This window comes from Paenibacillus monticola (genome assembly GCF_009664975.1).
GTDB classification, from domain to species: domain Bacteria; phylum Bacillota; class Bacilli; order Paenibacillales; family Paenibacillaceae; genus Paenibacillus_AQ; species Paenibacillus_AQ monticola.
In genome coordinates, this window is record NZ_WJXB01000002.1 from 1 (window position 1) to 16,458 (window position 16,458).

The window sequence follows — 16,458 nt, forward strand, 5'->3', positions numbered from 1 at the left end:
AACGAAATCGCCAATCAAGTCGGTAAGAAACTATCCGCTATGATTAAAAGTCAACTCCAGCACTGGATCTCTGCTTTGCCCAGCTACATCAAGGCTTATCTGCCGATTTCATGCTGCGAAAGTTGAGATATTAAGAATTCAATTTGATAGGCTATGATGCGGACAGCAGCTATAAGTCGATGAATCTACTAAATCGCGCAGAAACAGTTGTAGCCTTGGATCGCGTAATTTCTTAAAAAGCTGCGGTCAAAGAAAAACTATAAGTGAAACTAGAGCAGCAGATGCACCTGGCCAGTTTCGGATGTTGGAGCGATCTTGAAACGTTCCTCATACAAGCTCTATTCCAATGGAAAACATTAGATCAAGTGACACCCACTCAACAATCCAATCCGTAAAGAGCACAGAAAGAGATCAAAACGAAACCGAGCCAGTCTCCAATAACTCGGAGACTGGCTCGGTTTCTAGCTTTTACAGCTTAGAAGTACAGAAGGCTGGCGCTTACGTGAACAATATATTTTTCGGGGACAGTCCCATTATTTAAACTTAACTGACTCCAATATCTTATCCGTTTCAATCTTTGTCTCATCGTTTGTATAAGTAAGAATAAGGTTAAAAGCATAGCCATCGATAATCGTACTGAAATAGTCCTGTGTAACAATCAGGTCACCTGCATCAATAGAGGCCTCCATCATATCCATGTCTTTACCACCAACTTTAACAGTTGTTATCTCCTTATATTTATAAGGAAGCTTGCTATCCGTCATTAATTTCTTAGAAGCTTCCAAATAATCTTTTCCACTTTTAATACCTTGGAGCATGCTTACCTTTTCAGCAACAGCCACTGCGGAAGGGCCTGCTTTACCTGAATCTAATGGAAATTTCGAAGCCATCAATAAATTGAGCGTTTTGGCCACAGATAAATCCAACATTTTCCCTTTGGCTTTATCATCTCCAGCAATAGCTCCTACACTAGCAGCCATGAGTTCGCTCATCTGGTCAGCATTTTGATAAACCCATTCTTTAGGGAAGGTTAGTGAAAACCCAAAATAATCATTGGTATATGATCCGCTTTCAGTACTACCTAAGCTTACTTCTTTTTTTTCTCCTCCACATGCGGTAACCAGCACTAAGACTAGTACCATTACTATGGATAACAATCCCTTATTCTTGCTTTTCATAATACCTCCTGATGGTTTTATTTTCTATTTTTTCGGTATACCATGTACAGTCTAGCATATCATAGCTTTATTACTACTTATTTCAATCTATAGCCTTTTCTACAAAAAAATATGGATTACACGAAACGCGTGCTGGACTAAACTATACACCTGCGGCTTCGATTTGGAATGAAGCGGATTTCTTATGAGAGAACCAAGTGGCTACTAGAGAAGATTCAATGTAAAGAAGCCCGCGTCTCAATGCGGGCTTCTTGCTGTTTGTTTATTGCAAACGCTTACGCATAGAGTATAAAGAAAATCCGCCTCTTTTCTAAGATAGGTTGTCAACAATTATACATTCTTTTGCAACGACTTTCTCCGCTAAGGTTATTAACCACGAAATTTCCTACGTCAGAAATTGAGTTATGAGGATGATCTGGTTAGTTTCGATAGGCCTATGATGACTTCCATATCCCTTCGCACAGAAACTTTATGTACAATAGAAGCAATTTAAATTTTTATAACGTAAATACTACCTAAAATTTATTAGATACTGGATAATTTTTTATGATAGGATGAAGTACATTCTTCCAATAATGTTGGTCACAGGATAAATAGATAATTCGGAGGCAAAAGTATGAAGAAAAGATCAATCAAGATGTCCGTATTGTCATTAATTTTTGCATGTATGCTGTTCTCTTCCTTTGGAGTGGCATTCGGTGCCACTGCTTCACAAGCATCGGATATTAAAGGGCATTGGGCAGAAAGCCAAATCAATACTTGGATTCAAAAAGGTCTTATTAAGAAATACGAGGATGGAAGCTTCAAACCTGATAATTCAATCACAAGAGCAGAATTTTTTTCTTTGATTAATCGTTCTTTTGGATTCACAGAAAAAGCTGCAATATCATTTAGTGATGTTCCTTCGAATCATTGGGCTTACTCCGAATTGGCAGTCGCTGTCAAAGCAGGGTATATTACAGGTTATGCGGATGGAACAATCGGCCCCAACAAACCGATTAGCAGACAAGAAGTAGCTGTTATTGTGGGGAGGCTGCTAAATGTATCTGCAAATGAAAGCACAGGCACTTCTTTCCAAGATGCAAGCATGATTGCTGATTGGGCTAAGTATGCCGTTAATACTGCAATAGTTAGTAATATATTGATTGGCCATGATGCGGACAGTAGCTTTAAGCCGATGAATCCACTCAATCGTGCAGAAGCAGTCGTAGCTTTGGATCGTGTAATTTCTTACAAAGCGGAGGCACAAGAAAATACAACAGGTGAAACTGGAGCAGTTGGCCAGACTGGAGCAGCAGGTACAGCGGGTGCTTCGGGTGCAACTGGTCCGGCAGGTGTAGCAGGTGCAACCGGTCCAGCAGGTCCGGCAGGCATAGCGGGTGCGGCAGGTACAACCGGTCCAGCAGGTCCGGCAGGCATAGCGGGTGCAGCAGGTGCAACCGGTCCAGCAGGTCCGGCGGGTGCAGCGGGTGCAACCGGTCCGGCGGGTGTGGCGGGTGTAGCGGGTGCAATCGGTCCAGCAGGTCCGGCGGGTGTAGCGGGTGCAATCGGTCCAGCAGGTCCGGCGGGTGCAATCGGTCCGGCAGGTCCGGTGGGCTCAATGTATTTCGGATACATTTATAATACATCTGCGCAAACTGTTGCATTAGAGACTGATGTTACTTTTAATTCAAACGGTGTTTTAGTTGGAGTTACACATGCACCAGGAAACGAAAATATTCAAATTGACAATAGTGGTGTTTATGAGATTAGTTTTTCCGTGACAGCTGAAGAATCTAATCAATTCGCAATCTTTGTTAATGGAGCTCTTGTTCCGGAAAGTATATTTGGATCAGGTTTAGTTAATCAACAAAACAATGGGCACCTCATACTTACTCTATCCGCAGGTGATGTTATTACTCTGAAAAATCATTCTTCAAGTTCGGCCGTTACTCTTCAGACATTGGCAGGAGGCACAAATACAAACGTAAACGCTTCTATTGTTATTAAATTAGTAAGCTTGTAAGTTAAATTCTCAAGAAATGTTGAACTGAAGAATAAGTTTAAGGAGCTGCCGTCGGCAGCTCTTTTTTAATAAAATGATAGATAAGGTTTGTGATGATCTTAAGACCCGAGTGGATTACCAAAACAGCGAAGAATCACACTCATTTTCTGCAATGTTCGGCTAAAGCCCGTATTTCTGAGCTCATTCTTGGATGAATAGGATAGATTTCTTCCAAGTAATTCAGCAGATGAATGGCAGATTCCGGGACTTTATCATAACCTTGAAGCATGCCACTGAGAACACTTGAAAATTTAGGGAACCTTTTCTCAACTCTTCTTTCATTTCCAAATACATCAGGATAGTAAGCTACCTCTGGCTCTAATAAATGCATCACAGACAGTAAGCCATCTATCGGATAACTCTCTATAAACCTTAAAGCTGATAATTTTTCTCCTCTGGCGAATCTGCCAAGCCCCACATAAATGTTGGTCAGTGCTTCACCGATGACATGGTCGATCGAAGATGATTTTAAGGAAGGGATGTACCCTGTAAGAATGTCTTCATTCGTATAAGAAGGTTGCTTCCAAATCATTCTGCCGCCCGTATACAGAGCACTTTCTAAATCTAACTCTTCAAATATCGCAAACTCTCCATAAATCCCATCTTCGAATAGAATCTTATGCCCAAGCTCGCTATTTTTAAAATGGTACGCTAAGGGATGTGTTTCCTCCAGCCAATCCAGGTGGTCAATATACCTCTGTTTGTTGCCCGGAGTTACAAGAACAAAGAAATCAAGATCTGAATATTCGTCTATGCGATCGGTTTCTATTCCCACAGAACCAAGGCCAAATAAAGCTAATACATCCCCTCTATTCTCAAGCACCTTTCCTATTTCATCCAGTCTTTGCAACAATAATGTTTTTTTCATCAAAAGGCTCCTCTCTGTTTAAACGCAAGAAGGGCTCAACCACGCTGGTACGCGAGGTTGAGCCCTTTGGCTACATTGCCTTTAATATAGAACAGATATTAGCATAACCTACTAATTATCGTCAAGATAAAATTAGTTAAGTGTTCTAATCGTCGAGTGGGTATTCAGATATTATTGAGAAGTAGCAAACTAATGTTTGCGAGAAATGATGTACATTAAAAGGTAAAATCTTCTGGAAATAGTTCAGATCAGCCGTTATTTCGTGCAGAAAGATGGGCGACAACGCGGCCAGCCTTAAAAAATCTACGCTGCACCAATATTTTGACGTAATCGTGCGAATCCAATAAGCAAATACGGTCACTGCGGTCCATGAGCTGCGCATATTCTGGCTGTATTGATCGTTGATTATGTAAGTCCGAGTGGAAGTAGGGCTCTTCAGACCGAACTTTTCCCACTCCGCCGGATCATTTGAACCTCCGAGCCTTACAAGCATATTCACCGACGCAGTATTTATTTCAGCCAGAATTTGCTCGTATGCTTGGGTAATTTGCGTATGAAATTCGTCGATCAGATTGCGGCTGGCAAGGCTCTCCAAATGGATGCCTTCGCGAAGGTAAGAAACGTATGCCAGATGGTCAGCCCAGAACTCGTCGATATAAAAAAGTCGTACCCTCTGCTCCGAAGGGCTCATACTCTGCTCGCCTTTCAAAATTCCGAGCCGCTCCTTGTATAGAATTTGCCTCTGATCCTCCACACTGGCTCTTCGAGAGCCTCATCCTGCCTAGGAGCGCGAATCACTTTATTGATGCTGAGCCGAACCATCAACTCGCTAAGTACATAACGCGTATATTCGCGGGACATTTCTCTGCGGGAAGTTCACTGCGACGCGCCCAATAAGAAGCACCCGGAGCTTCACGCTCCAGCACAAAAAGCCCGCAAAGGACGCGGGCTTTTTGTGCTGGAGTAATGTCGATATAAAGTTCAAACAGAATGCCAAAATTACCAGATTAGAGCTCTGCAGTATACCGCTTGCGGTTAGCTGTTCGCACATAAGCGCAGGCTTTGTTTCCAAGTCTTGATGTTCTTCTGTGTAATTCATATACACTATTGAGTTATTATTGGGACAACATAATCTCCCTTGTAGAAGAAGGGTTTGGCAACGGCATCAATCGATGCTTTAACCTCATTTTTCAAATAATTATAAAAGGATGGTTCTATCAAGCCGATAAGTCGTTGAACACCGTTCTGTTGGGTATAGTCAGCGATGATCTTAATAATTTCAGACATACTTCCGCTGGAACGATATTTTTTTAGGATTGCAATTTTATCAATTTCCACCGTGCATTCCATCGGAATAATAGGATAATACCTTAAGATCTCAGTTTGCTCAGAAACCTGCTTAAATTCCACGGTCCCTACAGCCACATTATCGTTAAAGATTAAGAAACAGTCGGTAGTTCCGTCGCTTTGTTCGACCACATAGCCACTCTCCTCCCAAACCTCCTCAACAATACTATTGAAGACCCGAAGCTCTTCTATATTATCTACCTGTTTAAACATCGTTAGACCTCCAATCTTGTACCTAAATATTCCGCCATGTCAGAAATGGAGCTATACGTGAACACATCTGAAATATCCACCTTATTCGGATAGTGCTCATCAATTATTCTTGAAACCTCAGTAGCCATTATGGAATCGCCACCCAAGTCATTGAAATTACTATATATGTCGATTTCATCCAATTCCAATACTGTGGCATACAAGGAGGCTAGAATTTTCTCCATTTCTGTATATTCTCCCTGTGCTTTACCTTTGATGTCGATTTCTGCAGTGGTTCTTACATTCTTTTTGTTCGATCCACGTACTCTTTTCTTTGAGCTTTTCTCCATGTTTTTCTTAATCTTTTTGGATACTCCAATTACACTCTCAATTTCGGTAAAGTTAGCCAGCTCATAATTCATCTCACCAGTAATTACGTTAGAAACGTTATACTTCATCAGCTCATCTAAAATTTCAAGGCCCTCTCTGTTTCTCAAGGATTTGAACAGAACATCTTTTTTCGTGATTCCTAAATGGGTTACCATGCCCGTCTCTGTCCAAGCAGACCAGTTAATTGCAAGGGTACGTTTGCCGAGTTTATTCCGGTACATAGAATACGCATCCATATATGCATTCGCAGCTGCGTAATCTCCTTGCCCTGGCGCACCTACAATGGAGGTCATGGAGGAGAACAAAACAAGAAAATCCAGATCCAGCTCTCTTGTGAGATTGTCAAGCAACCATGTACCTTCAAACTTAGGCAGAACTACCTCGTCAAAGATCGCCTTTTCTTTTCGTAATATAAATCCATCCCCAGGTAGTCCGGCACAATGGAAGATACCGTTTATCGTTCCATGATGTTCCTTGATTATAGTTAATGCAGCTTCAATCTCTTCCATCTTTCCAATATTAGCTTGATAGCAATGAACAAATGATCCTGAAGCTTCAATCTCTTGCAGTGCTTTCACCTTGTGTACAAGACTGTTTTCTTCATCGGATGCAATGATCTCTGCCCACTTATCCTTCTCCGGTATGATCGAACGGCTGAGAAGACATAGCTTGACGGGCTTTTTGGCAGCAAGATGTTTGGCCACTTCAAGCCCAATACCGCTATTCCCCCCCGTAATAACGTACACTCCATCCTCTACAATAGAGAGTTCATTAGGCGCCTCAGCTGGTATGCTAACCTGGTTCAGTTCTTCTATATACCTTACATCCTTTCGATAAGCCACATTGCTTTCTTGTTTAGGATGGCTCAGTTCATGAACTATGCTCTCGATACTGGTATCGTCGTCGATATCAATAGTCTTACAGAACATATTCAGATTCTCATAAGGAACTACTTTACCAAGACCAAAAAATGCTGCATGATGAGGATTAATACTGTGTTCGTCACCTGTCACCTCTTTGACATAGTCTGAGACCAATGTGATAAACTTTTCATTTCGCTGCTTACTTCTGGATACCGCTCTCGTCAGAAAGAACAGGCTGTCCAATCCATTTCTTTTGCGCTCCATAAGTTGTTCAAAGGTGTTGACTTCATTTTGTTCGTTAAGGGTCAGAAGGTGAATAAACTGATTCACCTGATTCTGGTCGCACTTATCAACGATTTCTTGATAACTCTCTTCAGAACCATCTATAACATACATGTTATCATTTATTTTGAAACTCTCTTCTCCGAGTTGGACTTCAATAATATCGCAACCCTTGCTTCTGAGAGCTTCAATCAACCGATTAGAGAACTCGTATTCGTCTTTAAAAACAACCACACTTCCATGTATGTTATCTTCAGAACTCTCCAGCTCTTTGTTTTTCCAAAGCGGCTTATAATAAGTTCTCTTATAGTTAGCCGCATCAATTTGGTTAACCTTTTTGACACGGTAATCTTTAATCTCTGCAAATACAGCCCCATTCTCATCCAGTAGACAAATATCAAACTCCATGGTCTCCAGACTGCTGTTTATACGATTTTTTCGTGTAGCATAGCTGTAGAAGCTGGACGGCATACGGTTATATACTTTAAAGCATCCATAAGAAAACGGTAGGTATATCCCGTCTCCAAAAGCGTTAATTCCTGTATTCAAAGCATTGTCCAGCAACGATGGATGGAAATGATAGATGTCCAAGTCTGGAATAAATTCATTAGGCAGATCAAGGTGTACAACCAGATGCTGCTCTCCTTTATAGGCTCCCTTTACGTTAAACCATCTTGGACCAAAGGCAACCAATTCAGATTGCGTATCACTGATGAGACTGAAGTCCAGATTTAACGGGTTCAAATCTCCATACTCCAATATGGTCTCCACTGAATAAAAAGGAACCTCTGGTTCTCCTGGCTCCACACCATATATTTTCCCTTCCACATGAACAACCCAGCGATCATCATCTTCCGGTAACAAACTGGCTACAACCACATTGTAGTAATCGTCTTGCTTGGTCACAATAATTTGTGCTTCTTTGGGTTCAGCCTCATCTACAGACAACGGAGTGAAAAATTGTATATCTCTTAGTTCAACAGCAGTATCAACGAAGTATATTTGACCCAGTGTTCTTAACAAATCAATATACGCAGTACCCGGAATTACATGGTTCCCAAGAATTTTATGATCCTTCAGCACCCAATGGGTATCCACACCAAGCTGAACGGTATAAATATCCTGAGAAATTGAATGAATGGCCAGTCTGTCTAATAGCGGATGCATAATTTCTTTTGCGTTAATCGTATTTTTAATTGATGACTTGCGAATTTCTGCCCAGTAAGGTATCTTCTCATACGGATAGACCGGCAGACTCACCTTTCTTCTCTTGTTCGCCGAATACATAGTTTCCCAATCGATGTGAGCCCCCTTAATATAATAGCCGCATAACTCGTTCAGGAAGTTCTCATACGATGAACCGTTCAACTCCAGTAATGTATCCAGCCTTTTTTTGAATTCTATGTCGTATCCCCGTTTTTGGCTTTCGGAAATTTCGCCGGAATCTTGCACCTTTCTCTTGTCAGAAACAATCTGATGTTTGGCATACCATAATCCCTCCATGAAGGTATTTCTTAGTCCGGATAGATTTACGGCTGTTATCTTCTTTTTCAAATCGGCAAGATCATTCACAATCATAATCAAACGATGCGAATAATGCCCCCGCCCAGTATTTGCGGTGTAGCAAACATCTGCCAGGTTTAACTGATTATTCACGCGCAGAAACTGATCATAATTGCGAACCAGCTCAGCCAGAACACTCTCACTTTTTGCAGAGATCGCAAATACCTGTGGCACATAAAGCTCCTCTGCACTTCGAGTCCTAGAAACGGGCGCCTCTTCCACAACGATATGAGCGTTAGTCCCACTAAATCCAAAGGCGTTGACTCCCGCCCGCCGTGGATAATCCTCTTCCTTCCATTCCTTTATTGTATCGGAAACATACAGCGGTGAATTCGGGAAATTAATATGCGGATTAGGTTCACTGAAATTAATCATTGGAAGCAACGTCTTTTGCTGCAACGAGAGAATTACTTTAATGATCCCCGCTAAGCCCGAAGCCCCAATCAAATGCCCCATATTCGTCTTTACAGAACCAATTCCGCAAAATTGTTTGTGATTTGTATACCTGCCGAATGCACCCGTTAATCCTTTGACCTCAATCGGATCCCCCAATGCTGTGCCTGTACCGTGTGCTTCAATGTAGGCTATGGTTTCAGGATTAATCTTAGCATCTTCCCAAGCTTTGCAGAAAAGATCTTCTTGCGCTCTAGGATTAGGTGCTGTGATGCCATTTGATGCTCCATCGTTATTTAATGCACTACCCTTAATAATCGCATAGATATTATCCCCGTCTTCTAACGCTTTGCTGAGAGGCTTCAGCAGAATAGCCCCGACTCCCTCACCAAATATGGTTCCGCTTGATCGCTTATCAAAGGTTCTGACAATCCCGTCATCCGCTTGAACTGAAGAGATGACACTATTATTGTCCTCATCATCAGATGAGGATTGCGGTGTACTTCCGAGTGCAACACCACCCGCAAGTGCCATTTCACATTCTTTGTTCAATAACGCCTTGCATGCATTATGAATTGCCACCAGACCAGAAGAGCATGCGGTATCGACTACCATAGCCGGGCCTCTCATGTTAAAAAGATAACTGATTCTGCTGGCAAGTATTCCTTCCCAGGTTCCAGTAAATAGCATGGGGTCACCTTCCACCAGCCATCTGTAAAACGTAGAACCCGTATTATCTTTTCCAACGTAAACCCCAGTATTTGATCCATAGATCTTATTCCCTCCATAACCGGCATCTTCAATTGCAGACCAGGCGGTTTGAAGAAATACTCTCTGCACGGAATCAATATACTTGGCCTCTCTGGGAGGAATATTGAAAAACTCTGCATCAAACATATCAATATCACTTAAATAACCTGCCTTATTATTGTCGGCCTTCGTGTGATCCTCTGGTGTAGACACAGCACCGGTAACAAATTCCGAGAAATGTGGATTCTCGCGAATTGGCGCCAGATACTTTTTTCTTTCTTCAGGAAAAACACTCATGCAATTCACACCGTTAACGAGGTTGTTCCAATACTCGGAGACATTGTTTGCACCTGGAAGCTTACAAGACATGCCAATTACGGCAATGGATTCTTCCTTCTCACTACGCAGCTCCTTCAGCAATTGTGTAGCTTCTTGAGGAGCAAGTCTGTTGGCAGCTACCTGATCAAAGATATATTTCTTGATATTATCCATCTGCAGATCCTCCTAATTATATTAACTTTTCCACTTCAGCTGCACTTATCTCTCCACGCGCCAGCTTTTCCAAAATCCGCTCCATTTGCTCATCTGACTCTTCCTTTTTCATTGGTGATTTAACTACTACCGTTTGTTGCTGGTTATCAATGTAATCGGCCATTTCCAGAATTGTAGAGTAGATAAATACATCCGTAATATCCATCACTCCTGGAAATGAAACATTTATTTCTTTCAAAAGATAGGTTGCCAGTAGAGAGTCTCCACCGATTTCCAGAAATTTGTCATATAAATCCAGCTCATTCATCCCCAGAATCGTAGCCCAGGCTTGAGCAACTTTAAGTTCGCTCTGAGTAAGATCCTCTGTACTTTTTCCGGTTAAACTCAACAATGAATCCTGATTCTGATTCTGCTTCTGGGAATCAACACGCTCTTTGGAAATTTCTGATTGACTAAGGGATTGTTCAAGCTGCGGTGATAAACTAATCAGCATCTTTCCAGATGCTTGTGCGAAATTATCCATTTCTAATCGCCCCACCATTACTCCACTAATTTTTTTGTGCAGAATCTCATGAAAAGCCCGTATTCCGTGGGCAGACGTCATTGGCCGAACGAATCCACTGGATTGATTGATTCCATATTCAACAGCCATCCCCGTTTCACTCCAGCCCGGCCAATTAATCGTAATCGTTCGTTTGTTCTGTCGGCTTCTGTATTGGGCATATGAATCCATAAATGAGTTGGCCATGGTGTAATCTGATTGTCCGGGAGAGCCAAAAACAGCGGTTAACGATGAGAATAAAATATAGAAATCAAGCTTGTCTTCTTTTGTGATATGATCGATGTTCCACGTTCCGTGCACTTTGGGTCTAACAACTTCATCAAATTGATGCTTTTCTTTACGGATCAAGAATCCTTCTCCTGCTACCCCTGCACTATGAATAACTCCGTTAATTTTACCGTATGCTTTCCGTATTTCCTGGAAGGTAATCGATGAGTCTTCATAATTTGAAATATCCAGACTCATAAAATCCACCTGTGAACCCATCGCCTCAATTTCTTGAATCGCCCTAATCTTTCCCTGGACTTTATGATCCTCATGACTATGAAGGATTTCCTCCCACTTCAGACGTGGAGGCAGCGGTGTTCGATTCAGTAATACCAGTCTTACGTTTGTTATCGAAGCAAGGTACTTAGCAATTTCCAAGCCGATTCCACCCGTTCCACCGGTGATGACATATGCTCCTTCACTATGCAAATGAACCTCATCTGGCTCAACATCGTCCATCTGCTGTTCTGAAAATTGTTCCACATATCTGCTTCCATTCCGGTAACTGACGATATGGGACTGTTTCTCTTCAACTAATTCCTGCATGATCAGGGGGACATCATGTTGTCCGTCAAGATCAATACACCGGAAGATATGATTGGAATACTCTTGTTGCAGCGCTTTGCTCATCGCATAAATTGCGGCCGCGAACGGATTAATGAAACTCTCATTCCTGCTGATAACATACCCGTTGTTGGATAGCAACACATATTCCACATTGTTTGAGACTTTCGACTGTACAAAATGCTTGACCAAATAGAAAAGCCCGTCGGATGTCCCCTGTAACTCTTCGTAAAACTCGGTTTTATTATGAATATCTTCAAGTCGTCTGCATGCTAAGCCCGAAAAAATAACCTGTTCAATCTCTTGATGATCATCCACTAAATCATAAGCAAGCCTCTTGTAGTCCTGTTCCTCTCCACGAATAACAATCTGCTTCCTCGAGTGATAGCTGTATTGATCACCAAGTCTGACTCTGATTACATTGGAGCCCGCTTTCTCAAGAGCAACAGCAAGAGGTTCACTTACTGCTTCATCTTTTCCTTGAATTATCAGAACCTGTTTATATCGCGGATGATTCCGTTCAACAACCTGTTCGCGTTTCTGCCACACCCTGTTGTAATAAAATCCATGATCTCCTCTAGCACTTGGAATAAGCTCATACACGTTCACTTTTTTGATTGTATAATCCTCAATCTCGGCAAAAACAAAACCATCCGGGTCCATCAAAGTAATATCTACGGAAGCAATCTGCTGATTCTCTTTAACTTTGTCTTTATACTTAATATGACTGTAGAATTTGTACGGAAAAGGAGCATACACTTTTATCTTTCCATAGAGCAAAGGTAGAAACACGCCTTCCATCAATGCACTGTTTGCTGCATTTGCTGCAGAATCCAACAGCGACGGATACACCATGTACTGTTCCAGTTCTTCTCTGAATTCTTCAGCTAGTTCGATTTTGGCGACTGCTTCTTGGTCACCAAAATAAATTATTTGGGTGCTTTGCCATCTCGGACTTGTTTTGATAAAACCAAGTAAGAAGGTTTCCGGTTTAATTGGAATTTGTGTAGAACAACGAGAGATAAGCGCTTCTGGATCTACTTTCTTTTGAGGCTGATCTTTACCTTTAGATGCAATTCCCTCTGAATGAATAATCCACGTTCCTTCTTCATTCTTACTAACGATCTTGAATTCAATTTCCTCTCCATTCCTACGCATAATGGTTTGAACTTCTTTATTTACCCCTTCTTTCGCGAATAAGGGAGAGGCAAAGACCACATTTCTCAATTCGATATTCCCAGATTGAAAGGTTTTGCGAGCAAGTTGCGTCATCATTTCTACATATCCAGTTCCTAACATCAGATAATCATTCTCCAGACGATGCTCGCCAATCTCCCACTGCTGATTCGTATTAATAATTGTTGAGTAAATGCTGCAATCCATAGAATCTGCCAAACATAGGTCAATCAGTGGATGTATTGGATGCTGCCTACTCTTGGCTCCTGCTTCTTCTTTCCGGTCTGACCGTTTTTCCGTCATCCAACATCTTCCTTTGGCAAAAGGATAGACTGGTAAGCTAACTTTCCTTACATCTGCACCACGGTACAGCCGTTCCCAGTCAATGCCTGCCCCTTTTATGTACAACAGGCACAGCTTCTCCATTCTCAGCGGCTCCTCCCCTTCTTCAAACTGCTTCAATAAATCAGCAGCAGTACTCGTCAAGGAAAGGAGTTCTTCTTCAGTAATCTCATCTTCATTTTTTCTTTTCTTTTGATTGGGAACCACCTTCGATATCCCGTAGTAAACCCCTAATGAGTCTAACGTACCTAATTGATTGGACATCACCAATAGTTTGGTTGCTAAATCAGACAAATCATCGAATATAATGACCGCTCGGCAGGTGTAATGGCCTCTCCCTGTATTAGCTGTATAACACATATCATCAAGAGATACCTCTTGCCCCGCATGCTTATGCAGCCATAATCTATAGGAAGTAACAAGGTTCTGTACGCCCTCTACGTTCTTAGCAGATAAAGTGAGTATAGATTTGGCCCCGTTTTTTTTGTTTAATCTTCTTTTGCTCAAAGATGGCGCTTCTTCAAGAATGACATGTGCATTTGTGCCGCTTAATCCAAATGAACTTACTGCGGCCCTTCTGGGCCCAGTTTCCGATTTCCACTCCTGTAATCTGTCATTTACATACACAGGAGAATCAATAAACTGAATTTTTCGGTTAGGCGACTTAAAATGCAAACTTGGCGGGAGTTTCTTATTGTACAATGACAAAACCACTTTAATTAATCCACTGATGCCTGCACTGCTGTCCAAGTGGCCGATATTTGTTTTGACAGAACCAATTGCACAAAATTGATTACGTCGAGTGCGATTATGATATGCGCGTCTTATTCCGTCAATTTCAATAGGATCTCCCAGATCTGTTGCGGTTCCATGAGCCTCAATATAAGAAAGTGATTCCGGTTCGATATCCGCAGCCTCCCAGGCTTTGCGAATAACCCTCTCCTGCGCTGCGGAGTTGGGAGCGGTCAAACCCATTGAAGCCCCATCCTGGTTGATAGCACTTCCTTTGACCACTGCATAAATATGGTCACCTTCACTCAAAGCTTTGTTCAACGGTTTGAGTAAAACTGCTGCAACACCTTCTCCAACACCAGTACCATCAGAGTTTTCGTCAAATGTCCTCGTTTTGCCATCAGAAGAGCATGTTCCCATCCCTTCCGATCCAGTAACTATTCCAGGCACAACATTGATTTTTACACCGCCGGCAATTGCGTATTCACAGTCTGCATTCAGCAAGGATTGGCAGGCCACATGCAGTGCAACTAGTGATGAAGAACAGGCTGTATCGATAAGCATGCTGGGCCCGCGCAGGTCCAATAGATAACTGATCCTACTGGGAATAATAGATTTGAGATTGCCGGGAACTGCCATTGTTAATAATTCAGGATCATTTCTCTCAACCAAAGTGATATAGTCATCAGAAATTGTACTGCTGTAACCAATAAAGACTCCCGTTTCTGTGCCGGATAGCTTCCCTCCTCCATACCCCGCATCTTCAATAGCTGCCCAAGCAGTTTCCAGGAAAATCCGTTGTTCAGGGTCCATGAGGTTAGCTTCTGCTGGAGAGATAGAAAATAATCCGTTATCAAACTTATCAATCTCTTTTAGATAAGAAGCTTTAACAAATTCGATTTCTTCTTTGCAAGCCCGCTCCTTTACAAAGCCTTCTATATCATTTCTCCGAATATCCGGTAAGGAGCCGATTCCATCCTCTCCGTCTACAACCAAATTCCAGAATTCTTCCAAAGAATCCGTACAGCCCAGTCTTCCGGACATTCCAATAATTGCGATATCTTGTGAAGAGGAAGAGTCCAGTTTATAATCTTGATCATCTTCGGCAGACCAATTCAGCAGCTTGTTCTTCATTTGTTCCCTCCATTACATTGATTCGCAGCAAAGATTAAACAGTGGGCAATTCCAATAGATCAACGACTGAGCTAGATACACCGGTCTCACGGAATAACTGCTCGAATCTTGAAATTTGTTCTTTGACAGGGGTCCCTTTGGTCTGAAATACTGATTTCAACATCTGGTAGCCTTCTATTATTTGTTCTGTCTCTGCTTCCTTCCCCTCTTCATTTAATTGCTCTACTAATCGTTGGACTTTTCTGTAGGGTTCAATTACGCCCTCTTGGTAAGCCTGTTGATCCCAGCAAAAGTTCTGAGTGCATACGGCGATACCCAAGCATCGGGACAGAAATGAGGTTTTCCCGTTCTCCTTGCCTTCAATAGACGGAGAAGCTTGAATTCGTTCGTTCAAAAGTGCTTCATCCTCAGCTTTATCCACTGAATATACAAGCATCGATGATGTACATTTCTTGGCAAGTTTTTTTAGAACATGACCCGGCCCCGCTTCAATGGCTTGTGAGACGCCCCTGCTCTTAAGATAGTTCATGGTAGCAATCCATTGAACAGGTCTAATAATACCCTCAGACAAGTAATCAACAATGTCATCTGCTCCACCATATGGCAAGGCTGTAACACCGGATACAACCTCTGAGCTAAGAGGGCCAAACGTATACTTGCCTAGTTCTTCTCTCATACGATCGGCTGCTGGCCTCATTAACGATGAATGGAACGGCGCACTAACTTTTAGCGGAATTACGGTAGCCCCCTTTGCAGTCAGCTTCCCACTAACTCTTTCTACTGCTGATTTGTGCCCGGATATAACAATCTGATCAGGAGAATTGTAATTTGCAACCTCGACGATTTCACCATTAATGCAAGCTTCCAAACACATTTTCAGGATAGTATTGGTATCCACTCCACTGACCGCTCCCATTGCCCCCACGCCTAAGGGGGACGCTTCTTGCATGAAGATGCCTCGGTTTCTTACAATTTTCACTGCATCATGGAATTCAATAGCTCCAGCACAAGTTAGCGCTGTAATCTCACCCAAGCTATGACCGGCAAAATATGCGGGCTGAATTCCATACTCCTCCATGAAAGCCTTAAACATCGCCACACTGACAGTAAGAATAGCCGGCTGGGTATTTTCTGTTTTTGTTAACTCCTCGGGATTGCCCTCAAAGCATAAAGCTTGCAGATCAAACCCCAGAACTTCATTGGCTTCTTTGAAAATTGCATTTGCGGCCGAGTATTTTCTGCATAAACTCTTTCCCATGCCAACGTACTGAGAGCCTTGCCCTGGCATTAAATATGCGAAATTCTTCATTCATCCTCGC

At 42.2% G+C, this 16,458-nt stretch carries 7 protein-coding genes and 1 pseudogene; 1 reads left to right on the forward strand and 7 read right to left on the reverse strand.

Features of this window, described 5'->3' with window-relative positions; all coding sequences use genetic code 11:
* Nucleotides 1-533: 533 nt before the first annotated feature.
* Nucleotides 534-1,178 carry a hypothetical protein gene (locus GJB61_RS04590; RefSeq protein WP_154117316.1) on the reverse strand — a complete coding sequence of 215 codons (645 nt, stop codon included), beginning with the start codon at nucleotides 1,176-1,178 and terminating at the stop codon, nucleotides 534-536.
* Between the two features lie 616 nt (nucleotides 1,179-1,794).
* Between GJB61_RS04590 and GJB61_RS04595 the strand changes: the two genes are divergently transcribed.
* Nucleotides 1,795-3,183, forward strand: a complete 1,389-nt coding sequence (locus tag GJB61_RS04595) for an S-layer homology domain-containing protein (protein ID WP_154117317.1) — start codon at nucleotides 1,795-1,797, stop codon at nucleotides 3,181-3,183.
* A 139-nt stretch (nucleotides 3,184-3,322) separates the two neighbouring features.
* Here GJB61_RS04595 and GJB61_RS04600 read toward each other — a convergent pair whose 3' ends face one another.
* The 6 genes and pseudogenes from GJB61_RS04600 to fabD all read right to left on the reverse strand — a co-directional run bounded on the left by GJB61_RS04600 (nucleotide 3,323) and on the right by fabD (nucleotide 16,448).
* A complete protein-coding gene (locus GJB61_RS04600; protein ID WP_338115674.1) occupies nucleotides 3,323-4,090 on the reverse strand; it encodes a hypothetical protein in 768 nt (255 codons plus the stop codon).
* Between the two features lie 328 nt (nucleotides 4,091-4,418).
* Nucleotides 4,419-4,918: pseudogene (locus GJB61_RS04605) on the reverse strand (accessory Sec system translocase SecA2); the annotation flags it as partial.
* A gap of 276 nt (nucleotides 4,919-5,194) precedes the next feature.
* Nucleotides 5,195-5,650 (reverse strand): GNAT family N-acetyltransferase, encoded by a 456-nt coding sequence (locus GJB61_RS04610; RefSeq protein WP_154117319.1) that lies wholly within the window; start codon nucleotides 5,648-5,650, stop codon nucleotides 5,195-5,197.
* A gap of 2 nt (nucleotides 5,651-5,652) precedes the next feature.
* On the reverse strand, nucleotides 5,653-10,362 hold the full coding sequence (locus tag GJB61_RS04615) for a type I polyketide synthase (RefSeq protein WP_154117320.1): 4,710 nt from the start codon (nucleotides 10,360-10,362) through the stop codon (nucleotides 5,653-5,655).
* Between the two features lie 16 nt (nucleotides 10,363-10,378).
* The gene (locus GJB61_RS04620) at nucleotides 10,379-15,139 is read right to left on the reverse strand and encodes a type I polyketide synthase (RefSeq protein WP_154117321.1); all 4,761 of its coding nucleotides are present in this window, start codon (nucleotides 15,137-15,139) and stop codon (nucleotides 10,379-10,381) included.
* A gap of 34 nt (nucleotides 15,140-15,173) precedes the next feature.
* Nucleotides 15,174-16,448 carry an ACP S-malonyltransferase gene (fabD, locus tag GJB61_RS04625; RefSeq protein WP_154117322.1) on the reverse strand — a complete coding sequence of 425 codons (1,275 nt, stop codon included), beginning with the start codon at nucleotides 16,446-16,448 and terminating at the stop codon, nucleotides 15,174-15,176.
* Nucleotides 16,449-16,458 lie beyond the last annotated feature (10 nt).